Origin of the sequence: Hydromonas duriensis, from assembly GCF_004363775.1 — a bacterium.
Taxonomy (GTDB): Bacteria; Pseudomonadota; Gammaproteobacteria; order Burkholderiales; family Burkholderiaceae; genus Hydromonas; species Hydromonas duriensis.
Genome location: NZ_SNZE01000003.1, coordinates 1 through 22489, shown reverse-complemented (window position 1 = coordinate 22489; position 22489 = coordinate 1). Strand labels below are relative to the sequence as shown.

Below are 22489 nucleotides of genomic sequence, written 5' to 3'. Positions count from 1 at the left end.
CGCCAAAGTTGCACTTTAAAATCATCGGGCGTGTGAACATCATCCAACAATAGCATCAACTGGGGCAGGCTTAAAAACCAACAGTTAAAAAATGGTTGCCGATTATGATTGTCGCTTCTAAAATCTGAAGCACTCATGGATAGTGTGGAGTGTGGGCGGTAAGCGAAGCATCACTCTGGTTTTAAAACTGCAGTCACCCCATCGCTGGATAAATATTTACGAGCGGTGTTTTGAATATCAGATACATTCAACGCATTCAAACGTTGTTCATAAGTCAAAATGTCTTGCGCAGACACACCATTTTTTTGGGTCGCTTGTAATTGATTGAGCCAAAAAGAATTGTTCTTTAGTTGCTCTCGATAACCAACCGCACGGGCTTTTTGAAACTTTTCTAATTCTTGAGCCGTTGGACCTTTATCGATAAGTTGTTGCAGAACGGACAATGCGCTTTGTATCAACGTCTCGCTGTTTTCGGGTTTACAGGGAAAATCAATTGAAAAGCTAAAGTGTGCATAAGGCAGCCTATCGACATCACCTTGTGCTTGAATGCTATAAACACCGCCTTGCTCTTCGCGCAATTGATCAGTTAAACGCATGGTCATGATGTGGCCAATGGCGTCCAAAGCCAAACGTTCTGAGCGGTCATAGGTAGTTTCGCCGCCCCAAGCGATGTGAACAAGGCTGAGTGGTTCTTTGCCCTTAGCAACTTCAATGGTGCGTTTAGAAAAATCAGGTCGGTAACCATTGTCTTTAAAAGAAGGCGTTGCATCAAGATTGCTTGGTAAACTGCCCAAATACAATTCGCTCAGACGTTGTAAGGTTTTTGGATTGATTTGACCCACAAAGGTAAAGTGCATGCCATTGGCGTTATCCATCGCCTGACGCATGGATTGATAGGCCAAATCGTAATCGGTCGCTTGCCAATCGGTTGCGCTTGGGTAGGCCCCATGAAAACGAGGGTTGTGACGATTTAAGTTGCGCTCAACGGTGTCCTGAAATGCGGCCATGCGGTCGTTGCTGAGGTTGGCAGTAGCGGCAACGGCGCGTTCTAAATAACCTTTGAAACTATCAGGGTTGTGATTTAAACCCGTGATAAGGCTGTAAATCATTTGCATCGCCGTTTCGATGTCTTTGGGGGCAAAACTGCCACTGACGCCCTGATGGGTTTCATCGGATGACAGGGTGATTTTTACAATTTTATCGGCGAGCAAATGAGACAACTGGGTTTTAGATAAACCATTGACCCCAGCTTCGGTCAAGGCATCAAATGCCCAATGCGTCTTACGCCACACTTCATCCGATAGTTGCGAAAAGCCGCCAGCTTGGTGGCCGATGAATTGCACTTCATCCTGATTAAAATCAGTTGGTTTAAAACTTACTTTGACGCCATTGGATAACGTCCAAGTGGTTAAGTTAAGAGATTTATCATACGAAGTGGCAATGATTTGGCCCGCCTTGGGTAGGTTGTTGAGTAAAGAGGTGGGCTTGGTCTTTTCGGCATAAGCTTCGACCTTTGAATTTTGAGCCAAAATCTGCTCGATGTCGTTTAATGACAAAGCCTTGTCACCATCATGGCTGCTGACTAAAACAATGCGATTGTCGGGCGTAAAATAACTGCGTGCTAGGGCATCAATGTCTTTTAGCTCAATGTAGGGTAAATAAGCACGTTGGCTCGATGCTTCCCATGCAAGGCTTGGTAAATATTCGCCTTCTGTTTCGCCGCGAATGTACTCGGCGGCTTTATCAGCCGATTCAATTTTATTTCGATTGTTAAACTGATTCAGAGTCAGCGACAGCATTTGTGCTTTGGCACGGCTCAACTCAGCCTGCGTGAAACCATGCTGCACAATGCGTTGTACTTCACGTTGCAAGGCAGTCAGGGCGGATTTTTGCTGTTCAGGCGCGGCATCGGCAGTAAGGTGCAATGCCGATTTGCTGCGCACAATGCCCGCAACACTGCCAATATAAGCCGATGCGCTGACAAACGGAGGCTGTGCAGAGTCAAGCAGCTCATTGAAACGACTGTTCAACATTTGTGAAAGCAATGTATATTTGAGAACCTGAATATAATCCGCAGTGGTTTGTGTGAGCATCTTATCTTGGCGTTCTTTTTGTAGCCACGAGATGGTGTTGCTTGGTAAGTCTTTGTCTTCAAATACCGCAATCATGGGCTTGGGATTATTGTGCAACTTTACTTCTGGCAAGGTGATGGCTTCAGTTGGATTGTTGTATTTGGCAAAATGCTGCTGAATTAAGGCTTTGCCTTGCGCGACCGTGACATCGCCAACCATAACCACCGCCATCAAGTTTGGGCGATACCAACGTTTGTAAAATGCGCGTAAAGTGCTCGGTGGCGCATGTTCAATGATGTCTGTTTTGCCAATGGGTAATCGTTTGGCATACAAAGAATCTTTGGTCAGCACCGCCAGACTTTGTTCTTGGATACGGGCTTGCGGATTTTGAGTGCTTGCGCGCCATTCTTCTAAGATGACGTTGCGTTCTTGTTCAATGTCTGAATCAGCGAGTGTGGCGTTAAAAGCCCAGTCTTCTAAAATTTGCATCCCTTTGGCCAAGTTATTTGGGTCTGCTGTGGGAATGGGTAGGATGTATACGGTTTCATTAAAACCAGTGTAGGCATTCAAATCCGCACCGAATTGAACACCCATTTTTTCCAGTTGGTTGACCAACTCATGCTTAGGAAAATTCGTCGTACCATTGAAAGCCATGTGCTCCATGAAATGAGCCAAGCCTTGTTCATCATCGCGTTCATTGAGTGAGCCTGTTTTAACGATGAGGCGCAACTCAACTTTTTTTTCAGGCGTGCTGTTGGGCAAGATGTAGTAATTTAATCCATTGGCCAGTTGTCCTTTTGTGAGGCGCTCATCAACAGGGATTGGAGAGAGCAAGGAAGATTCAGGTAATGGCGCACGGGCATGGATATTGATACTTAAAAAAGAAGCGCTCAATATCAGAGTGGCAGAAATAAGATATTTAAAATGATTCGGTCGCATGGTCATCCGTTGACTGATAAAATGGTTGGCAAAAAGCCGTTGCATTGTAACCCACCAACGAAAAACACCTTATCAACATAAAGAAAAAAACACAAAGAAAAAACAATATGAATACAATTTTCCAATGGTTTGAAAATCGCATCGACCCCTATCCAGATACCATCATGCAGCCGCCTCGCAAAGGCTTGTTGCCTTTCATTTGGGCGTGCTTAGACGGCATGCGCGGCTGGATGTTGATGATGATTATATTAACCGCATTGATTGGTGGGTTTGAGGCCTATTTGTTTAGCATGATGGGTAAAGTCGTTGATTGGCTTGGACACACCTCACCCTCCGAGCTATGGGCGAACCACCGCACCGAAATTATCGTGATGTTGTCGCTCATTGCGTTCAGCCCGCTGGTCGTACTCACACAGTCCATGATTAAACTTCAGGCGCTACAAGGTGCTTTTCCGATGCGCTTGCGTTGGAATTTTCATCGCCTCATGCTGGACCAAAGTATGAGTTTTTATCAAGGCGAGTTTGCGGGGCGCGTATCGGCTAAGGTCATGCAAACAGCCCTTGCGGTCAGAGACACCGTGATGAACATCGGCGATATGGTGGTTTATGTCTCGATTTATTTACTCACCAGTGCCGCCATTTTAAGCGGCTTTGATGCGTGGTTGGTTTTACCCTTTGCTTTGTGGCTTGTCGGCTTTTTTGGCTCCGTGTTGTATTTCATGCCGCGATTGGGCAAAACAGCACAAAGACAGGCCGATGCACGCTCATTGATGACAGGGCGCATCACAGATGCATACGCCAACATCGCCACCGTCAAACTTTTTTCGCATGGCCGCCGCGAATCGGCTTATGCGCAAGCCGCCATGCGCGAGTTCATGGTTACCGTGCACAGCCAAATGCGCTTGGTCACGCAGTTGGAAACCACAAACCATGCCCTGAGCATGATGTTGATTTCGGGCACAGTCGGTTTGTCGTTATGGTTATGGTCGACGGGTCAAGTCGGCGTCGGTGCAGTTGCCGCCGCCACAGCAATGGTCTTGCGTTTAAATGGCTTATCACACTGGATTATGTGGGAATCCGCTTCGTTATTGGAAAATATAGGCACGGTACAAGACGGCATGAGCACGCTGTCGCGTCCCCATTCCATTGTTGACGAACCCACCGCCAAGCAATTGACCGTCAAAACAGGGCAAATCGAATTTAAAGACCTCCATTTTGAATACGAAGCGGGCAAACACTTGCTTGACAATTTCAATTTAAACATTCGTGCAGGTGAAAAAATCGGTTTGGTTGGTCGCTCGGGCGCAGGTAAAAGTACGATTGTGAATTTATTGTTGCGATTTTATGACGTGCAATCAGGGCAGATTTTGATTGACGGTCAAGACATCAAACAAGTGACTCAAAACTCCTTACGCGCCCACATCGGCATGGTCACGCAAGACACCTCGTTATTGCATCGAGCCGTACGAGACAACATCATGTATGGACGACCCGATGCGAGCGAAGCCGATATGCGTCTTGCCGCCGAACGAGCAGAAGCGATTGATTTTATTGAAACATTATCCGACGCGAACGGTCGGCAAGGCTTTGATGCGCATGTTGGTGAGCGAGGCGTCAAACTGTCAGGCGGACAACGCCAGCGCATCGCCATTGCCCGAGTCATGCTCAAAGATGCCCCGATTTTATTGCTCGATGAAGCAACCAGCGCACTCGATTCCGAAGTCGAAGCGGCGATTCAAGCCAGTCTGTACGAATTGATGGAAGGCAAAACTGTCATCGCCATTGCCCACCGACTGTCTACGATTGCCGCAATGGATCGGCTGATTGTTTTGGATAATGGCAAAATCATCGAGCAGGGCACGCATGCAGAGTTGCTCGCGCATAACGGACTGTACGCGCGCTTGTGGGCGCATCAAAGCGGTGGTTTTTTGGGCGACGATTAAAAATTATTGCACTTCAGTATTCGTAAATGACCCATATTTGTTTTAATGGCAATTCGTTTACAGTGATTGACAAACAACTTAGCTCCAGTCGGCTGATTTTTAAAGGATGATTATGTTAGAACATTTTTTTGCAAAAACCATTCGATGGTATTTAATCATAACGGGTTTTCTAACGTTCACTGTGTTGTCCGTTGCTTTTTGGCCCATACAGACCTTATCAGGACAATACGGATACAGCCCAGAAATGTTGCAGGGTTTTGAGTATTGGAAAGTCATTTACCAGCATTGGGGGATTATGGTTGCTGGCGTTGGCTTGCAATTACTGATTTCAATCAAGCATAAAGAACTGCGTTTAATGGCGATGGCTTTCAGTGGTCTTGAAAAAGCATGTTTTGTTTATTTTTTTGTGACCCATGTATGGGGCGAGCAGCAAGAATGGTTCTGGGGCTGGAAAATGATTTTTTTCCATGACAGCTTGGTGACTTTATATTCGATGGTGTTCTTAATGTACTGGTTGACTCGTGATAAAACCAAGGTGGCGGCACATTTAGCCTAGTCTTTTTTTTGGGGGACCCATCAATTCAATTCACAGGCGATTTGAATTAAACCTGAGCAAAATAGCCCTATTTTGCTCGTTGCCACACCGTCATCATCACCCCCGTAATCGTTACCAATCCGCCAATCAACACCATGATGTGCAATCGCTCGTTCAACAACAATGCGCTGAACAACACGCCAAAAATTGGCGTGAGATTGATGAATGGCGCGGCGCGCGCCGCTCCTATAATTTTGACGCTGTCTGTAAATAGGGTGTAGGCAATTGCCGTGCCAAACAACCCCAAATACAGCAAACACAACCATGTCATGAGTGAAAACTGCGGAATCAGCAGCCAAGGTTTTTCGCTAAATGAAGCGAAGCCGAGCAAAATCAGACCCACTGCGCTGGCGTAAAAGGTTGCGACCAATGGCGATAAGGTTTTGGTCGCGCGTTGGCCGATGAATGTGTAGGCCGCCCATGAAGCCACGCAACCGAGGATGAGCAGTTCGCCAACCCCGATATCGCCTTGCAAGAATTTTTCAGGGTGACCATTGGAAATGACCAAAATACAGCCTGCGAGCGCAGTGAGGATGCCTGCCCCCTTGAGTGCCGTCATTGGCTCTTTAAACCACAACCACGCGACCAAAGCGATAAGTACGGGGTTAAGTGCAATGATGAGTGCCCCGTGCCCCGCGCTGATGTGCTGCAAGCCCGTAAGAAAGAAAAAGCTGTATAAGAAAAAGCCCGTAAAGCCCATCCAAAAGACCGTGCGGCCACTATGCCAATTCAACGGTGGAAAGCCGCCTTCTTGTCGCCACACCATCCAAGCCAAAATTGCCACCGCAACAATCAGCCGAGTGAATGCGCCTGTAAATGGCGGGGCTTCTTCGACTAAAATATGTGCGGCCACCCAAGTACCGCCCCACAGCAGGGTGGCGACGATGAGTTTGAGATAAACCGAAAAGTATGAGGGCTGGGTGTTCATTGGATAGGGGTGGGCAAGAGCCGAGAGAAAAGCCAACAGTGTAGCGTAAAAAATAAGGTAAATATTTATAAAATAGAATGTCTCAAATGAACAACTATACGGTTGTGATGAACCCCTATACAATGTGGGTTTACGATATTTTTGTTTGAATGTTATGCCTCACACCTCTTCTATTCGCATCACTGAACTGCGCTTACCGATAGACCACTCGCCTGAAGCCTTGGCTGAAGCCATTGCCAAACGATTGGATTTGAAACACAGTCCATCGTTGGTGTACACGGTTTTTAAACGCAGTTACGACGCACGCGGCAAGTCGACTCAGATTTTGTTGAGTTACATTGTTGACGTGCAGGTGGATGATGCCGCTCAGATGTTGAAGCGGTTCGCTGGCGATAAAAACATCAGCGCAACGCCCGATACGCGCTATCACTTTGTGGGGCACGCCAATGCGTTGTCGGCACAAAAAAAACGCCCCGTTGTGGTGGGTTTTGGACCATGCGGAATTTTTGTCGCCTTGGTTCTGGCGCAGATGGGTCTAAAACCAATTGTTGTCGAACGTGGCCAAGCGGTGCGTCAACGCACGCAGGACACATGGGGTTTGTGGCGCAAAAAAATTCTTAACCCTGAGTCAAACGTACAGTTTGGCGAGGGCGGCGCAGGTACGTTTTCAGATGGCAAGCTGTACAGTCAAATCAAAGACCCAAAGTTTTATGGACGTAAGGTATTGACGGAGTTTGTCAAAGCGGGCGCGCCTGAAGAAATCATGTATGTCAGTAAACCGCACATCGGCACGTTTCGTCTGGTGAGCATGGTTGAAAAAATGCGGGCAGAAATGATTGCGCTGGGTGCAGAGATTCGCTTTGGTGCAAAAGTGACCGATGTGTTAATTGAAAATGGTCAGATTCAAGGCGTCCAGCTCGCCGATGGCGACATCATTGAGTCCAACCATGTGGTCATTGCTTTAGGCCACAGCGCGCGAGATACGTTTGAAATGTTGCACAAGCGACGGGTTTTTATGGAACCCAAGCCTTTTGCCGTTGGTTTTCGCATCGAACACCCGCAATCATTGATAGACAAAGCGAGGTTTGGTAAGTACGCTGGGCATCCGATTCTCGGTGCGGCGGATTATAAACTCGTGCATCACGCAGCGAATGGGCGCGCTGTGTATAGTTTTTGCATGTGCCCTGGCGGAACGGTGGTCGCGGCCACATCAGAACCGAATCGCGTGGTGACCAATGGCATGAGCCAATATTCGCGCAACGAGCGCAACGCCAACTCGGGGATTGTGGTGAACATCACGCCCGCCGATTACCCTGAAACTGCACCGACAGACCTTGCGCTCGCGGGCATCGAATTTCAACGATTTTGGGAAAGCCGCGCGTTTGTCTTGGGTGGCGAAGATTACAGCGCACCCGCACAGCTCGTCGGCGATTTTGTGTCAGGTCGTGCCTCCAGCGAGTTTGGTAGAGTGCAGCCTTCCTACAAGCCAGGCACTAAGCTAGGCAGCTTGGACAGCAGCTTACCGAGTTATGCGATTGAAGCCATACGTGAAGCGCTCCCCGCATTTGACCGCCAAATTAAAGGCTATTTCATGCACGATGCGGTGTTGACTGGGGTAGAAACCCGCACCTCATCACCGCTGCGCATCACGCGCGGCGATGACATGCAAAGTTTAAATGTCAAAGGCCTATACCCCGCAGGTGAGGGGGCGGGTTACGCAGGCGGGATTTTGTCCGCGGGTGTGGACGGCATTAAAGTCGCGGAGGCGGTTGCTTTAAGCTTGACGCAACCATGAGTTTAAATTTATACAGAACGCACCTGCAACTTCACTTCGTTCGCGCAAAATGGCTTAAAGTGAAGGCAACATCGTTTATTGCAAAGGAAAATCATGTCATCACGTATTTTGGTTATTCATGGCCCAAATTTAAATTTGTTAGGCACGCGAGAGCCAGAGGTGTATGGTTCGAGCACCTTAGAAGACATTAACCGTAATTTAAAAGAAGTTGCCCATCATTTAGGCGCACAACTTGATGCGGTGCAACACAATGTTGAAGGTGAGTTGATTAACATCATTCACGCAGCGCGAGGCCAGTACGACGCCATCATCATCAATCCCGCCGCCTACACGCACACCAGCGTGGCGTTACGAGATGCGTTGGCGGGTGTGGCGATACCGTTTGTGGAAGTGCATATTTCAAATGTGCATCAGCGCGAAGCATTTCGTCACCATTCCTTTATGTCCGACATTGCCGTTGGTGTGATTTGTGGTTTAGGGACATATGGCTACGAAGCCGCTTTACGGTTTTTGCTGCAAAAGCCGTTGTAATTAGAACGCTTTGCCACAAAATTTTCACTGAACGCGCGTGCTATTTTATTTCTTTTAACGAAAATTCGGCGAAATTAAAGCACACTTAATAACAGATAAGCGATATAATCGTTATCCCGCACAATTTAAAACATGGCAACGGTCATGTTTGAGTTGCGTTGAAACGACATTGGTGGCGCGTCATTTTACAAAAAACATTGCGCGCCATCACTTAGAAGGAGTGATTTTCCATGGATTTACGCAAACTAAAAACCCTCATTGATTTGGTGTCTGACTCAGATATTTCAGAACTTGAAATCACCGAAGCTGAGGGTAAAGTCCGTATCGTTAAAGGGGGCGCGCCCGTAGTCATGGCCGCAGCACCTCAGTATGCCACTGCACCCGCCGCTGCGCCAGCCGCACCCGTAGTAACTGAAGCTGCTGCTGCGCCCGCCGCTGAATCAGGCCATACGGTTAAATCGCCCATGGTTGGCACTTTTTACACATCCTCTTCACCAGGTTCACCTGCGTTTGTTGAAGTCGGTACATCGGTTAAAAAAGGTCAAACGGTCTGTATCATTGAAGCCATGAAGTTGCTCAATGAAATCGAAGCGGATGCGGATGGCGTGATTAAACAGGTTTTGGTTGAAAATGGTCAGCCTGTTGAGTTCGGTCAACCTTTATTCATCATCGGTTAATCTCAGCACTTTGCCTCCTGAACATGCTTTAGGAGGTATCGCTTTAATCCTTCGACGCTGCTCGTGTTCTAAAAAAACATAAGTCTGACCGTGCAGCGTGCATGAAAGAGAGCACCATTATGTTTGAAAAAATTCTTATCGCCAATCGTGGCGAAATCGCCTTGCGTATTCAACGTGCCTGCCGCGAAATGGGCATCAAAACCGTCATGGTTTATTCAGAAGCCGACCGCGAGGCCAAATATGTCAAGCTCGCCGATGAGGCCGTGTGCATTGGCCCCGCGCAATCTGCACAAAGTTATCTCAACATGACCGCCATCATTGCCGCGGCTGAAGTGACCGACGCTCAGGCGATTCATCCTGGTTATGGCTTTTTATCAGAAAATGCCAATTTTTCGGAGCGCGTAGAAGAATCAGGTTTTGCATTCATCGGGCCAACGGCTGAATCCATTCGCATCATGGGCGATAAAGTGGCGGCCAAACAAGCCATGATTGCCTCAGGCGTGCCCACGGTTCCCGGCTCACCAGAAGCGTTGGGTGACGACCCCAAAGAAATCATTCGCATGGCGCGGGACATTAAATACCCCGTCATCATCAAGGCTGCGGGCGGTGGCGGTGGTCGAGGCATGCGCGTTGTCCACACAGAAGCCGCTTTACTGAATGCGGTTGCGATGACCAAAGCTGAGGCGGAAGCCGCGTTTGGCAATGGCAATGTGTACATGGAAAAATTCCTACAAAACCCACGCCACGTTGAAATTCAAATTTTGGCCGACACGCATAAAAACGCCATTTATCTGGGCGAGCGGGATTGCTCTTTGCAACGTCGTCATCAAAAAGTCATTGAAGAAGCCCCTGCGCCAGGTATTCCACGCAAGTTGATTGATAAAATTGGTGCGCGTTGTGCGCAGGCGTGTAAAAAAATTGGTTATCGCGGCGCGGGGACATTTGAATTTTTGTACGAAGACGGCGAGTTTTATTTCATCGAAATGAATACCCGCGTTCAAGTGGAGCATCCTGTCACCGAATTGATTACAGGCGTGGACATTGTACAAGAGCAAATTCGCATCGCTGCGGGCGAAGTCTTGCGCTACAAGCAAAAAGACATCGTGATTAAAGGTCACTCAATTGAGTGCCGCATCAATGCCGAAGACCCGTTCAAGTTCACCCCAAGCCCAGGACGCATCACAATGTGGCATGCGGCGGGCGGCCCCGGTATTCGCGTTGACTCACATGCATATACCAATTATTTTGTGCCACCGCATTACGATTCAATGATTGGCAAGTTGATTGCCTACGGCGACACGCGCGAGCAGGCCATTGGCCGTATGCGCACGGCGTTGTCTGAGATGCTGGTCGAAGGCGTGTCAACCAACATTCCTTTGCATCGTGAAATGATGGAAGACAAGGCGTTCCAAGAGGGTGGTTTTAATATTCACTATCTTGAGCATAAACTTGAAGGCCGCGCCAAATAAGCGGATTGGCGATTATTCAATCTATCAAACACATACACCACGGGAAAAGTAAACAGACGCTTTTCCCGTCTTTTGTTTTTTATTAAAAGGCGACATGATCCATGTGGACAGAAGTATTAATTAGCATTGACGAAGCTCATGCCGAAGACTTATCGGACGCGTTGATGGAAGCGGGGGCGTTGTCCGTCTCGGTCGAGGATGAAAATGCCGACACGGATGCTGAAGTGCCTTTATACGGCGAACCAGGTATGGAGCCGACCACACACGCGTGGCAACAATCGCGCTTGGTCGTTCTTGTTGAGCCTGAGGCCGATATTGAAGACATGCTCGCGGTTGCGTTTGATGCGTTGGATTTGCCTGTGCCTGCGTACATCACACGCAAAGTTGAAGCTCAAGACTGGGTGCGCCTCACGCAAAGCCAGTTTGAGCCAATTGAAATCACGCGCAATTTGTGGATCGTACCAACGTGGCACAACGCGGAAGACGAAGCCGAGCGAATCAATCTGCGCCTTGACCCTGGTCTTGCTTTTGGTACGGGCAGCCACCCAACCACGCGTTTGTGCTTGCAATGGCTGGCGGCGGAGATGCCCAAAGGCGTGACCGTACTCGATTACGGTTGTGGCAGTGGTATTTTAGCCATTGCCGCTAAAAAACTGGGTGCAGGCGATGTGATTGGCACCGATATTGACCCACAAGCGGTACAAAGTGCCATTGATAACGCCTCGGCGAACGATACGCAGGCCCGTTTTGTATTGCCCGACGGCATGGTCAGCGGTTCAACGTATCAAGTTGTGGTGGCGAACATTCTCTCGAATCCTTTGAAATTACTTGCACCTGCCTTGGTGAATTATGTGGCTGAGGGCGGGCATTTGGTGCTGTCGGGTATTTTAGAGCGTCAAACGGAAGAGCTTATCGAAGCCTACTCGCCGTATATGAAAATGGCATTGTGGCGTGCAGATGATGGATGGATTGCGTTAGTCGGTCAAAAAGTTTAACTTTAAGATATATCATTTTTACGTGCCATGAACCATGGTCATGGCTGGGCATCAAAAGTCATGACCCATTGTTCAATGGCCATATACAATTGCGCAGCCGCTTGCCCTTTCGCCGTCAGCGTATAGGCCAATTCCTTTTTTTCAATCAAACGGTTGTCGATGGCCTGACGCAAGGTTCGGTTCAGTTGACCTGAGGTCATAAAGGGAAAGTTGTTTTCAAGAGAGCTGAATCGTTTATCCGATTCATGCAGGCTTAGAATAACGCCGCCCATCCATCTTGATTTCAGTTGGTCAATGCCTGTGCTCAAGTCACATTGATTGATGTTGCAACTTTCTGAGCGATTAATCTCATTCATGACGTTTCCCTAATTTCATAATTTATTAAACAACTGCAAAAAACACTCGCAATATTGATAGTATTTTTTCTAAACAAATCGATTTATGATGTGCGCACCCAATGGACAGCATGAGCTGTCAATTTTTTAATAATGAAGGTGTCAATATGTCTAAAAAATTAGTTGTGATTACAGGGGCCAGCAGTGGCTTTGGCTTAGAGTTAGCAAAAGAGTTTGCCGCTCAAGGCTATCCGATGTTGCTTTTGGCGCGTCGAATTGATGGCTTACAAGCATACAATTTTAAAAACACATTGATTAAATCAGTTGATGTGACGGATTACACGTCGTTCCAAGCCGCGATTGCTGAAGCCGAGGCATTATATGGCAAAACGGATTTGCTGGTAAATAACGCGGGCATTATGCTGTTGGGCAGCTTGCTCGACCAAAACCCAGATGAATGGCAGTCGATGTTAAATGTCAACGTGATGGGCGTTTTAAATGGCATTCAACTGGTGATTAAAAACATGGTGGCTGCCAATACAGGCACGATTGTCAACGTCTCTTCAATCGCAGGTCGTAAAACATTCCCGAACCACGCCGCTTATTGTGGCACAAAATTCGCTGTACATGCCTTGACCGAAACCGTGCGCCAAGAAGTGGCTTTGAGCAACGTGCGTGTTTTGACCATTGCCCCTGGTGCCGCAGAAACAGAGCTGTTGAGCCACACGACCTCTCAAGAGATTATTGATGGCTACAATGAGTGGAAAGAAACCATGGGTGGTAAATCGTTAGACCCCAAATACATTGCCAGCTCGGTTCGTTTTATGTATGAACTGCCACAAGAAGTGTCTATCCGCGAATTGGTGATTTCAGCAACGCGACAAGATGCTTAATATTCAAGTCGTGATCTAAGTACTAACACAAAGGAGATGGGTATGAAAAAAAATTTAATGTTGGCCGTATTGACCGCGTCATTCATGTGGAGCAGTGGTGTTGGTTTTGCCAAAGAAGCAACTGCGCCTCAAATGCACATGCCCGTTATTCAGGGAGATATTTCCGATTTGCCTGGCGTAGAGTCGATAGTCTTTGATAAAAAAAGCAATGCTTATTTTGCCAGCTTACAAGCAGGCTCAACCGTTGGCGATGGTTCAATCGTGATGATTTCAGCGGATGCTAAAAAAGTCATCAAAACTGTCGCCACTGGCTTAAATGACCCGAAGGGCATTACTATTGTAGGTAACCAACTGTATGTGGGTGACTTAAGCCAGTTGGTGCAGGTTGATTTGACAACGGGCGTTGTGACCAAACATTCGCCAGAAGGCGCGCAGTTCCTCAATGACACGGTCGCCGACAGCCAAGGACGGATTTATGTATCAGATATGTTCACGTCAGCTATTTATCGCTTAGAACATGGAAAAGTGACCCTTTGGATGCAAAGCGCAGAATTGGAAAATCCAAATGGATTATTGTTTGTCAAAGGCGATTTATATGTTGCCGCTTGGGGGCGTTTTACCGATGGTAAGCCTCTAAATGCAACTCAAGGTCGGTTGTTAAAAGTCAATCCGAAAACGAAAGTCATCACCCCAGTCACAGCCCAAGCCTTGGGCAATTTAGACGGCTTACAACTTGATGGTAAAGGTAACTTTATTGTTTCTGATTGGAAAAAAGCCGCGGTCTACAGCATTACGCCTGTGGGCGTCGTGACTCAATTATTGAGTTTGCCTCAAGGTGCAGGCGATGTGTTTTATTCTGCGCAGAAAAAATTATTGATGGTGCCGATGTCGCGTGAGGGCAAGGTGCGTCGCTACACTTGGTAGGTTCATCGGGATTGTTGACGTTGTTGTACAAAAGCCTGACTTTATAAGTCAGGCTTTTGTACGGTCAACATCTAAAATGATGTCTAAACGCCTCTCAATCAACGGGAGGTAATGTTTAGTCGTTTGATGACGTGTTCACACAGTCAACGAAATAGCACATTTTGCCATCCACTTCAGTCTTAATCAACCCATGCACATCTTGCTCAAAACCAGGGAATTGCTGGTTGAATTCGAGTGTAAAGTGCAAATAATCAATCGTCATTTGATTGAAATGCTCACCTGGAACCAGCAAAGGGATGCCTGGCGGATAAGGCGTCACCAACGAGCCTGTGACGTGGTCGGTGGTTAAATCAAGGACATTGACGCGCGTGTATTCGCGACGTGCCATTTTTGCCCACGCGTCGGAAGGACGCATCGCAGGAATAACGGGGGCAATGTACATGTCGTGCTGAATGCGCGCGATGTCGTGTTTTTTATACGCTTCATGGATGGCTTGACACAAATCTTTCATGCCGAGTTTTGCATAGCATGGATTTTCTTTCACAAACTCTGGGAAAATTTTGACCAAAGGTTTGTTGTCATCGTAGATGTCTTTAAACTGCTGCAATTCCGTGAGCAGTGTGTTCCACTTGCCTTTTGTGATGCCAATATTGAAAATCAAGAAAATCGAGTACAAACCGACTTTTTCAATGATGATGCCGTAGTCCGCCAAGTAATTCGCGACCAATGCTGCGGGAATCCCTGTTTCGCCGTACTCTCCGTCAATATTAAAACCAGGCATCAAAATGGTGGTTTTAATCGGGTCGAGGATGTTCATGTCTTTTTCAATGCCTGAAAAGCCGTGCCAGCGATCGTTGGGGGCAATGGCCCAGTCAGATTGACGACCGACCCCTTGTTCAGGCAGCGCATCAGGGCCCCAGACTTTAAACCACCACGAATCCGCGTATTCTTCATCCGCCTTGTGCATGGCATGGCGAAAATCCATGGCTTCAATCAAGCTGTCGTTGGTCAACGCATGGCCGCCTTCACCCTCCATCATCGCTGCTGCCACGTCGCATGAAGCAATAATTGAATATTGCGGGCTGGTCGAAGCATGCATCAAATAGGCTTCATTAAAACGGTGGCGGTCAAGCGGCTGCTCCACAGCGTCTTGCACCAAAATTTGAGAGGCTTGCGACAGTGCCGCGAGCAGCTTGTGCGTCGATTGGGTGGCGAATACAGTGGATTTTTGTGTTCGACCTTTATCTCCATTAATCGAATAATAGTTGTCATAAAACGGGTGAAAATACGCATGCGGCATCCATGCTTCGTCAAACATCAAGGTTTGTATTTTGCCATCTAACATCTGTTTGATGGTTTGAGCGTTGTACATCACGCCATCGTAAGTGCATTGGGTCAGTACAAAAAATTTAGGTTGCTGCGTTTTGTCTTTGATAAACGGGTGTTCATTGATTTTGCGCTGGATGGTCTCCATCGAAAATTCAGATTTTGGAATCGGCCCGATGATGCCGAATTTATTGCGCGTTGGCGTGAGAAAAACAGGAATCGCGCCCGTCATGATGATGGCGTGCAGGCTTGATTTGTGACAATTGCGGTCAACAATGACAATGTCGCCAGGGGCGACGTTGGCGTGCCATACCATTTTGTTAGACGTAGACGTGCCGTTGGTGACAAAAAAGCAGTGGTCTGCTTTAAAAATTCGCGCGGCATTGTCTTCTGATTCACGCAAAGGGCCTGTGTGTTGCAACGGTTGTCCCAGTTCTTCTACTGAGTTGCATACATCGGCGCGCAGCATGTTTTCACCAAAAAACTGATGAAAAATTTGACCGACAGGGCTTTTTAAGAAGGCCACACCGCCTGAGTGACCAGGGGCGTGCCAAGAGTAAGATGAGTTTTGCGCGTAGTTGACCAAACGTTTAAAGAAAGGCGTGAATAAGCCATCCAGATAAATATGCGCTTCACGCAAGATATGACGCGCCATGAACTCGTTGGTGTCTTCAAACATGTGAATGAAACCGTGCATCTCGCGCGTGATGTCAATTGGCAAGTGACGCGCGGTGTGGGTGCGACCGTACAAAAAAATTGGAATATCATGATTGCGATAGCGAATTTCTTTAACTAAATTGCGCAAATCGCTGATGGTTTGCGTCGCCATATCGGCAAGTTGCTGTTCGCCATTTTCAGGTTCATCAATCGACACCACAAATGCACACGCACGCGCAGCTTGCTGCGCCAAGCCAACAAAATCACGCGCGTGAGTCATGGCAACGACCTCTGTGCCAAGCGACTCAAAGGCTTCGCCCAGAGCACGCATGCCCGTGCCTGCAATGTTATCGGAGTGATAATCTTTATCAACAATGATGATGGGAAAATTGAATTTCATGATGTGTCTCTTATGGGCTGTTAATATGGGGTGCATCAAATTTCTTGTGAACAACAGATGATAAATAGTTGATAAATAATTACAAAGCGTCAAAAAATACGTTTTACCCAGTCTAACCAATTAGATACGGATTATGCACGCGCTCGCGTCCAAACGTCGAGGTTGGGCCGTGCCCAGGTATAAATTGCACATCGTCCCCTAAGGGCAACAATTTATTTTTAATGCTGTGAATCAAATCCGCATGGTTGCCGCGTGGAAAATCAGTTCGACCAATCGAGTCTTTGAACAACACATCACCGACCCACGCCAGTTTTAAGTCCGCCGAATAAAACACCACATGACCTGGTGTATGCCCTGGGCACAGAATAACCGATAATGTATAGTCCCCAACTTGCACCGTATCGTTGTCGTTCAGCCAGACTGTTGGCGCGAAAGCCTTGGCATGACCGAATCCAAAACGTGCCGATTGTTCCGTTAAGCTGTCCAGCCAAAATGTGTCATCAATGTGCGGGCCAATAATTGGCACGTCGCCCAGTGCGCTCGCCAGCTCGGGGGCGCCCGCGGCATGGTCAAGATGCCCGTGGGTGAGCAGAATTTGGGTGACCGTTGCGCCCGCTTGTTTAATCTGCGCCAAAATTTGCTCAATGTCACCACCAGGGTCAACCACGGCGGCTTCCTTTGTGCGGTCGCAGACGATGAGTGAGCAATTTTGTTGAAACGGCGTGACGGGGATAATAAAAACTTGCATGGCGTTTTAACCAACCTATTTTAAAAACAATGTATACACGGGGTTGTCGGTTTCATCCCAGTAGCGATAACCAAGCGTCGGCAGGAACTTTTTGAAAGAGGCGCGTTCAGCAGGAGGAACTTGAATGCCGACCAGCACGCTGCCAAAATCACCGCCTTGGTTGCGGTATTGGAATAACGAAATATTCCAATGGGGTGATACTGAGGTTAAAAACCCCATCAACACACCCGCGCGTTCAGGAAACTCAAAGCGATAAATCAACTCATTGGTCGCACCTGCGCACGCGCCGCCAATCATATTGCGCACGTGTTGTTTAGCAAGGTCGTTGTGCGACAAATCCGTGTTGGCGAAATTATGTTTGGCGAATTTTTCAGACAGTTTTTCAGATTCGCCATGATGGCTGATGGCGACGCCGACCATGAGGTGCGCGCGTTGCGCATCGTTCATGCGGTAGTTAAATTCGGTCACACTGCGTTGTCCGCCGAGCAGCTCACACAGGCGTTTAAACGAGCCGCGCTCTTCGGGGATGGTGACGGCAAATAACGCTTCACGCGCTTGCCCCGCATCGGCGCGATCCGCAACGTAACGCAAACGGTCAAAATTTGTATTCGCGCCCGAAGCGATGGCAACCACATGCTTGTCTTTCCATTTGTGCAGCTCGGTGTAAGCTTTTAAGCCCGCAATGGCCATTGCGCCCGACGGTTCCAAAATCGAGCGCGTGTCTTGAAACACGTCTTTAATCGCCGTGCTGATGTCATCGGTACTGACACACACATAATCGTCAACATACAGCTTAGCCAAGCGAAAGGTTTCTTTACCGACCAGTTTCACCGCCGTACCATCGGCAAAAATTCCCACGTCTTTTAAAGTCACGCGCTTATTGGCTCTGACAGATTGCAACATGGCATCGGAATCAATGCTCTGCACACCAATGATTTTAATTTCAGGACGAACCGCTTTGACATACGCCGCGATGCCCGCAATAGCACCGCCGCCGCCAATCGGCACAAAAATCGCATCAATCGGCTCAGGATGCTGACGCAAAATTTCCATTGCCATCGTGCCTTGACCTGCGATGACATCAGGGTCATCAAAGGGATGGGCGAAGTTGAGCTTGTATTTTTTTTCTAACTCGATGGCGTGGTTGTAAGCGTCGGTGTATGAGCCGCCGTGTTGCACCACTTCAACATACGAGCCTCCGAAGCGTTTAATGGCCTCGATTTTAATCTGCGGGGAAGTTTCGGGCACAACGATGGTGGCTTTGCATTTGAGTTTAGCGGCTGAAAAAGCCACGCCTTGCGCGTGATTGCCTGCTGAGGCGGTAATCACGCCTTGCTTAAGCTGCGCGGGCGTGAGCTGCGCCATGCGGTTGTAAGCGCCGCGAATTTTGTAAGAAAACACCGCGTGCGCATCTTCGCGTTTTAAAAAGACGTGGTTATGAATTTTCTTCGAGAGTTGCGGCGCAAGCTCCAACGGGGTTTCGTTGGTCACGTCGTACACGCGAGCGGTTAGGATTTTCTTTAAATAGTCAATTTGCGGCATAATGGTGCTCTTGAGTGAGGAGGACTCGGAATTGCCCTTGTTTATAATCCACAAGGGTAACAGGTTCGTGAGAGCGCGACAACCCCAAGAATCAATGAAATATGTAAAAACTGGCTTCTGTCTTGTGCTCTAAAAAGTACTCTTAACGCAAGCCATAGATGATTTAAAAACAATCGCATTTGATTAAGAAAGATATCCATGCCTGAATGGTTAAATACCTTGTTGACGTATTTTGCTTTGCCTGATGTCGGTCTGCCTGCCGTCTTCATCGTGGCCTTTGTCTCGGCGACTTTGCTGCCTATGGCAACTGAACCCGTGCTGTTTGGCTATGTCAAGCTGAACCCCGACCAATTTTGGTTGGCTATTGTGATTGCGACGATTGGCAACACGGCTGGCGGTATGGTGACTTACTGGATGGGGCGCGGTGCTAAAAATGCTTTGGCCAAGCAAAAACCCGTTGTGCATTTAATTTGGTTGCAGCAGCTGGGTGCTCCTGTGCTCTTGCTGTCGTGGGTGCCGCTGATTGGGGATGCCTTGTGCGCAATGGCGGGGTGGTTGAAGTTGCCGTGGCGAGGGGTGTTGTTGTGGATGGGCTTGGGTAAATTCATTCGTTTCGCTGTCGCCACGGCTGTTTTGATGTGGATTCCCGATGGGGTGTGGAAAAGTTTACAAAATATTATCAATTAATCAAAATTAGTTGATGCCTGAGGGAGGGGGGGAAAGCTATAATCTTGAGCTTTGTGGAGAAAAAGTGATGAAGAAGGTTGTATGGGGAATGTTTTGGGCGCTGGTCTGCTTGAGTAAAGTGACTTGGGCAGTCAATGATGCTGCGATTCAGGAGGCGTGGGCAGCAGCGGATAAGGTGGCCCAAAAAGGACCGTTTATCGCTCGTGTTGCGGGTCAAGCAGAGTTAAATATTCCCAAAAACTATTTTTTTGTGCCACAAAAAGAAGCACAGGCTTTAATGAAATCGTTTGGTAATGGCGAGTCACCCGAACTGTACGGCATCATTGTGCCCGCCGATAGCAATGATAATGGCATCTATACTGTTAAGTTTGTGGCCGATGGCTACGTCAAGGATGATGAAGCCAAGGATTTAAAAGCCGATGAGATTTTGGAGCAATACAAAGAAGGTACTGAGCAAGGCAATAAAGAACGCGTGGCCCAAGGCTTTCAAGCGATAGAGGTCTCTGGTTGGGCGCAAAAACCAGTTTATGATGCACAATTGCACCGCTTAACTTGGGCGATGGTTGCTCATGACAAAGGGGCGACAGGGACGGAAAACGATAGTGTCAATTATCAAACACGGTTGCTGGGACGAGAAGGCGTGTTGAGCGTGACGTTGTTGGCGGAGCCTAAATACTTAACCGAGAGTAAGGCGAAAACGGATGAATTGACCGCAGGCTTACATTTTGTAGATGGCAAGCGTTACGAAGACTTTAGTGCCAGCTTAGGCGATAAAGTGGCTGAATACGGTTTGGCGGCTTTGATTACGGGTGCGGTGGCGAAAAAGTTGGGGCTGTTTGCCTTGATTTTGGCTTTTTTAGCCAAGTTCGCCAAACTCGCGTTGGTGGGCGTGCTGGGCGTGTTTCCATTTTTAAAGCGTTTTTTCAAAAAGAAAGATGCGGATGGGGCGACAGCACAAGTGCCTACAACGGATGTCAGTGCAAGCGAAACTGAACCTAAATCAAGCGCACCAATGGAACCTGTTTCAATCAAGCAAATACCCGATGAGTTGAAAGACAGCACCAAAATGTAAAACACAAGCGTATGAACGCGTGTGAATTAAAGTCAGAACAAAAAGCCAAGGTTTACTTTGGCTTTTTGTTTTTGAAGGCGCTCATTTTAAAAGGGTTCGCTTGTGTTGATGGTATTCATTCTTTACACTGGTGGCATCAACGCGACGCATCAGACAAGGCTTAAGGGAAAACCATGAATTTCATCGACTTAGAAACTTTCCGTATAAACAAACGCGCCCAAATCGCCGCAGGGCAGTACGAAGCCCCATTGATTGAAACCATGCAAATTGCCGAAATGATTTTGAATCATCCTCGTGCGCAGTCTAGGGTGTTTTCATCAGACATATTGGACGATGTGTGCATCAAGGCGGGTGAGGCGGCTTGGGCGCAGGTTTCACCCAAACCACCGACGAGCAGCTTAAGTGAAGCCGAGCGGCCGTGGCTCTTTATCGCCACATACATGTACCCCGCAGGCGGTCATACAAAGGTGATGGAAGATTACATCAAACTGGCCAATGGGCGGCCGTGTGTGGTCTTGTTGACTAATTTAGGCAACGGCGACCCCGTTGTTCATCGTGAGCAGTTGTATGTCGATGAAGTCAAACGCCTTGGCGCCCGCGCGGACATCAGCGTGACAGGCGGGGTGTTGGACAAACTGCGCTGGTTGCAAGAAAAAATTGTCACACTGAATCCCGCCAAAACATTTTTATTCAACCATTACTACGATAGCGTCGCGCTCGCAGCGAGCGTCGTTGTACCACGCGGCACGGGGTATTTTTTACATCATGCCGATTATAAATTTTCACTGGGCGTGCAAGCCGCTCATTTAAACCATATTGATTTTCATGCTGCGGGTTTATGCTTGTGCCGAGACAAGCTAAAAGTGCCGAATCAAGTGTACTGGCCGTTATCTGCAACCGATTACGGTGCGCGCACTGCGGATGATTTTTATAAAAACGGTCGTCTCACCACCGCCTCATCGGGCGCGTATCATAAATACACATCGCCTTACCCCTACAGCTACGCGGATTTAATTCCACACATCATCAGTGCCACCGACGGCTGTCACGTTCACATTGGTGAATTGCCCGCAGAAGTGCTGGCGCAGATAGCGTCCAATTTAGCTCAACACGGCATTCCACGCGAACGCCTGATTTATGTGCCCGTTGTCCCGTCGATTTGGCAGGCAATGAGTGCCTATGGCGTGGATGTGTATTTACCCTCATTCCCGACGGGTGGTAATAAAGCGACGATTGAAGTCATGGGCAGTGGCACGCCTGTTGTTTCACATTTGGGTATGGGGCCGTTTCGATTTATTCTGGGCGGTGATTTTGCGGTCTATACCGATGCGTTGCGCTGGAAGCATCCCGATGAGTTATTTGCAGCGTTGCGACAGATGAATTATCTGGAGGTTTTGCAACAGCATCGTCTGGCCGCAAGAGCCAATTATGATTTGAACTACGCCGAACACTTCACCCGTGCCTTAATTCACGACGAGCGTTTAGCGCACGAAGGCTTGCATGAAATTCAAATCGACACGGTCAATCCTGAAGACGTACAGGATTTTATTTTCAACGAGCATTACAAGGTGTGAGCGCTTATTTATCGTATTCTTTTATATCAGCAGCACACGCCAGAAGTGAAAATTTTTGATTTATTGAGGTGTATACAACAACAAATGCAAACATTCAAAATTTGTGTACAAAAGTAATGTAGAATTTAAGTCCGTATTTTTCAAATGCGCTGCTAAACTGCCCGTTAAAACTGAGTCCAGGCTAGGGATGGAATACGACAAGCCTTAAACACCCATCTTCAAATTGGCAGCGCACAAATACACCGTCAATCACCAAAAAAAAGAACCCCTAGGGAGAACCCATGTCAAGCAGCCGCACCATCACCCTCACAGGCCCGAAGCTCCCGGTCACTGCGATGGGCACGCACCTCATTCTATTCCGTGAGCTCGAAGGCAGCGACGGCATCA

Annotated in this window: 18 protein-coding genes; 12 read left to right on the top strand and 6 right to left on the bottom strand. The window is 48.0% G+C overall.

Features of this window, described 5'->3' with window-relative positions:
* Positions 1-170 precede the first annotated feature (170 nt).
* Complete coding sequence (locus DFR44_RS02050; protein ID WP_133619058.1) at positions 171-3056, bottom strand: M16 family metallopeptidase; 2886 nt, start codon at positions 3054-3056, stop codon at positions 171-173.
* A gap of 71 nt (positions 3057-3127) precedes the next feature.
* Here DFR44_RS02050 and DFR44_RS02045 point away from each other — a divergent pair, with 71 nt between their 5' ends.
* Positions 3128-4954, top strand: coding sequence for an ABC transporter ATP-binding protein (locus DFR44_RS02045; protein ID WP_211336885.1), 1827 nt, complete (start codon positions 3128-3130; stop codon positions 4952-4954).
* Between the two features lie 112 nt (positions 4955-5066).
* The gene (locus DFR44_RS02040; protein ID WP_133619056.1) at positions 5067-5510 is read left to right on the top strand and encodes a hypothetical protein; all 444 of its coding nucleotides are present in this window, start codon (positions 5067-5069) and stop codon (positions 5508-5510) included.
* A gap of 67 nt (positions 5511-5577) precedes the next feature.
* Here the strand turns inward: DFR44_RS02040 and DFR44_RS02035 are convergent, their stop codons facing one another.
* Complete coding sequence (locus tag DFR44_RS02035; protein ID WP_133619055.1) at positions 5578-6477, bottom strand: DMT family transporter; 900 nt, start codon at positions 6475-6477, stop codon at positions 5578-5580.
* A gap of 154 nt (positions 6478-6631) precedes the next feature.
* Here DFR44_RS02035 and DFR44_RS02030 point away from each other — a divergent pair, with 154 nt between their 5' ends.
* The 5 genes from DFR44_RS02030 to prmA all read left to right on the top strand — a co-directional run bounded on the left by DFR44_RS02030 (position 6632) and on the right by prmA (position 11944).
* On the top strand, positions 6632-8272 hold the full coding sequence (locus DFR44_RS02030; RefSeq protein ID WP_133619054.1) for an NAD(P)/FAD-dependent oxidoreductase: 1641 nt from the start codon (positions 6632-6634) through the stop codon (positions 8270-8272).
* A gap of 93 nt (positions 8273-8365) precedes the next feature.
* Complete coding sequence (gene aroQ / locus DFR44_RS02025) at positions 8366-8803, top strand: type II 3-dehydroquinate dehydratase (protein ID WP_133619053.1); 438 nt, start codon at positions 8366-8368, stop codon at positions 8801-8803.
* Between the two features lie 230 nt (positions 8804-9033).
* Entirely contained in the window at positions 9034-9480 is a 447-nt protein-coding gene (gene accB / locus DFR44_RS02020) for an acetyl-CoA carboxylase biotin carboxyl carrier protein (RefSeq protein ID WP_133619052.1), read from the top strand.
* 119 nt (positions 9481-9599) lie between these two features.
* On the top strand, positions 9600-10949 hold the full coding sequence (gene accC, locus DFR44_RS02015; RefSeq protein ID WP_133619051.1) for an acetyl-CoA carboxylase biotin carboxylase subunit: 1350 nt from the start codon (positions 9600-9602) through the stop codon (positions 10947-10949).
* Positions 10950-11050: 101 nt separating this feature from the next.
* On the top strand, positions 11051-11944 hold the full coding sequence (gene prmA / locus DFR44_RS02010) for a 50S ribosomal protein L11 methyltransferase (RefSeq protein ID WP_133619050.1): 894 nt from the start codon (positions 11051-11053) through the stop codon (positions 11942-11944).
* Between the two features lie 38 nt (positions 11945-11982).
* Here prmA and DFR44_RS02005 read toward each other — a convergent pair whose 3' ends face one another.
* Complete coding sequence (locus DFR44_RS02005; RefSeq protein ID WP_133619049.1) at positions 11983-12300, bottom strand: winged helix-turn-helix transcriptional regulator; 318 nt, start codon at positions 12298-12300, stop codon at positions 11983-11985.
* A 146-nt stretch (positions 12301-12446) separates the two neighbouring features.
* Between DFR44_RS02005 and DFR44_RS02000 the strand changes: the two genes are divergently transcribed.
* Complete coding sequence (locus DFR44_RS02000) at positions 12447-13172, top strand: SDR family oxidoreductase (protein ID WP_133619048.1); 726 nt, start codon at positions 12447-12449, stop codon at positions 13170-13172.
* Positions 13173-13214: 42 nt separating this feature from the next.
* Positions 13215-14096 carry an SMP-30/gluconolactonase/LRE family protein gene (locus tag DFR44_RS01995; protein ID WP_133619047.1) on the top strand — a complete coding sequence of 294 codons (882 nt, stop codon included), beginning with the start codon at positions 13215-13217 and terminating at the stop codon, positions 14094-14096.
* 115 nt (positions 14097-14211) lie between these two features.
* Here the strand turns inward: DFR44_RS01995 and DFR44_RS01990 are convergent, their stop codons facing one another.
* From DFR44_RS01990 to ilvA, 3 genes are all read right to left on the bottom strand, one after another.
* On the bottom strand, positions 14212-16479 hold the full coding sequence (locus DFR44_RS01990; RefSeq protein WP_133619046.1) for an Orn/Lys/Arg family decarboxylase: 2268 nt from the start codon (positions 16477-16479) through the stop codon (positions 14212-14214).
* Between the two features lie 112 nt (positions 16480-16591).
* On the bottom strand, positions 16592-17227 hold the full coding sequence (locus DFR44_RS01985; protein ID WP_133619045.1) for an MBL fold metallo-hydrolase: 636 nt from the start codon (positions 17225-17227) through the stop codon (positions 16592-16594).
* 15 nt (positions 17228-17242) lie between these two features.
* Complete coding sequence (gene ilvA / locus DFR44_RS01980; protein WP_133619044.1) at positions 17243-18769, bottom strand: threonine ammonia-lyase, biosynthetic; 1527 nt, start codon at positions 18767-18769, stop codon at positions 17243-17245.
* Between the two features lie 198 nt (positions 18770-18967).
* Between ilvA and DFR44_RS01975 the strand changes: the two genes are divergently transcribed.
* The 3 genes from DFR44_RS01975 (at position 18968) to DFR44_RS01965 (ending at position 22102) form a co-directional block, all read left to right on the top strand.
* Positions 18968-19456 (top strand): YqaA family protein, encoded by a 489-nt coding sequence (locus DFR44_RS01975; protein WP_133619043.1) that lies wholly within the window; start codon positions 18968-18970, stop codon positions 19454-19456.
* A 67-nt stretch (positions 19457-19523) separates the two neighbouring features.
* A complete protein-coding gene (locus DFR44_RS01970) occupies positions 19524-20528 on the top strand; it encodes a DUF2167 domain-containing protein (RefSeq protein WP_162845119.1) in 1005 nt (334 codons plus the stop codon).
* 173 nt (positions 20529-20701) lie between these two features.
* Positions 20702-22102: a tetratricopeptide repeat protein gene (locus DFR44_RS01965; RefSeq protein ID WP_133619041.1), complete on the top strand. Its 1401-nt coding sequence runs from the start codon at positions 20702-20704 to the stop codon at positions 22100-22102.
* Positions 22103-22489: the final 387 nt, after the last annotated feature.

Bases quoted from the DNA above. Each gene is read 5' to 3' on its own strand.
- DFR44_RS01985 (WP_133619045.1), bottom strand. From the start codon at position 17,227: ATGCAAGTTTTTATTATCCCCGTCACGCCGTTTCAACAAAATTGCTCA.
- DFR44_RS02000 (WP_133619048.1), top strand. From the start codon at position 12,447: ATGTCTAAAAAATTAGTTGTGATTACAGGGGCCAGCAGTGGCTTTGGC.
- DFR44_RS01995 (WP_133619047.1), top strand. From the start codon at position 13,215: ATGAAAAAAAATTTAATGTTGGCCGTATTGACCGCGTCATTCATGTGG.
- DFR44_RS01965 (WP_133619041.1), top strand. From the start codon at position 20,702: ATGAATTTCATCGACTTAGAAACTTTCCGTATAAACAAACGCGCCCAA.
- prmA (WP_133619050.1), top strand. From the start codon at position 11,051: ATGTGGACAGAAGTATTAATTAGCATTGACGAAGCTCATGCCGAAGAC.
- DFR44_RS01990 (WP_133619046.1), bottom strand. From the start codon at position 16,479: ATGAAATTCAATTTTCCCATCATCATTGTTGATAAAGATTATCACTCC.
- accB (WP_133619052.1), top strand. From the start codon at position 9,034: ATGGATTTACGCAAACTAAAAACCCTCATTGATTTGGTGTCTGACTCA.
- aroQ (WP_133619053.1), top strand. From the start codon at position 8,366: ATGTCATCACGTATTTTGGTTATTCATGGCCCAAATTTAAATTTGTTA.
- DFR44_RS02040 (WP_133619056.1), top strand. From the start codon at position 5,067: ATGTTAGAACATTTTTTTGCAAAAACCATTCGATGGTATTTAATCATA.
- accC (WP_133619051.1), top strand. From the start codon at position 9,600: ATGTTTGAAAAAATTCTTATCGCCAATCGTGGCGAAATCGCCTTGCGT.
- DFR44_RS01975 (WP_133619043.1), top strand. From the start codon at position 18,968: ATGCCTGAATGGTTAAATACCTTGTTGACGTATTTTGCTTTGCCTGAT.
- DFR44_RS02005 (WP_133619049.1), bottom strand. From the start codon at position 12,300: ATGAATGAGATTAATCGCTCAGAAAGTTGCAACATCAATCAATGTGAC.
- DFR44_RS02035 (WP_133619055.1), bottom strand. From the start codon at position 6,477: ATGAACACCCAGCCCTCATACTTTTCGGTTTATCTCAAACTCATCGTC.
- DFR44_RS02030 (WP_133619054.1), top strand. From the start codon at position 6,632: ATGCCTCACACCTCTTCTATTCGCATCACTGAACTGCGCTTACCGATA.
- DFR44_RS02050 (WP_133619058.1), bottom strand. From the start codon at position 3,056: ATGCAACGGCTTTTTGCCAACCATTTTATCAGTCAACGGATGACCATG.
- ilvA (WP_133619044.1), bottom strand. From the start codon at position 18,769: ATGCCGCAAATTGACTATTTAAAGAAAATCCTAACCGCTCGCGTGTAC.
- DFR44_RS01970 (WP_162845119.1), top strand. From the start codon at position 19,524: ATGAAGAAGGTTGTATGGGGAATGTTTTGGGCGCTGGTCTGCTTGAGT.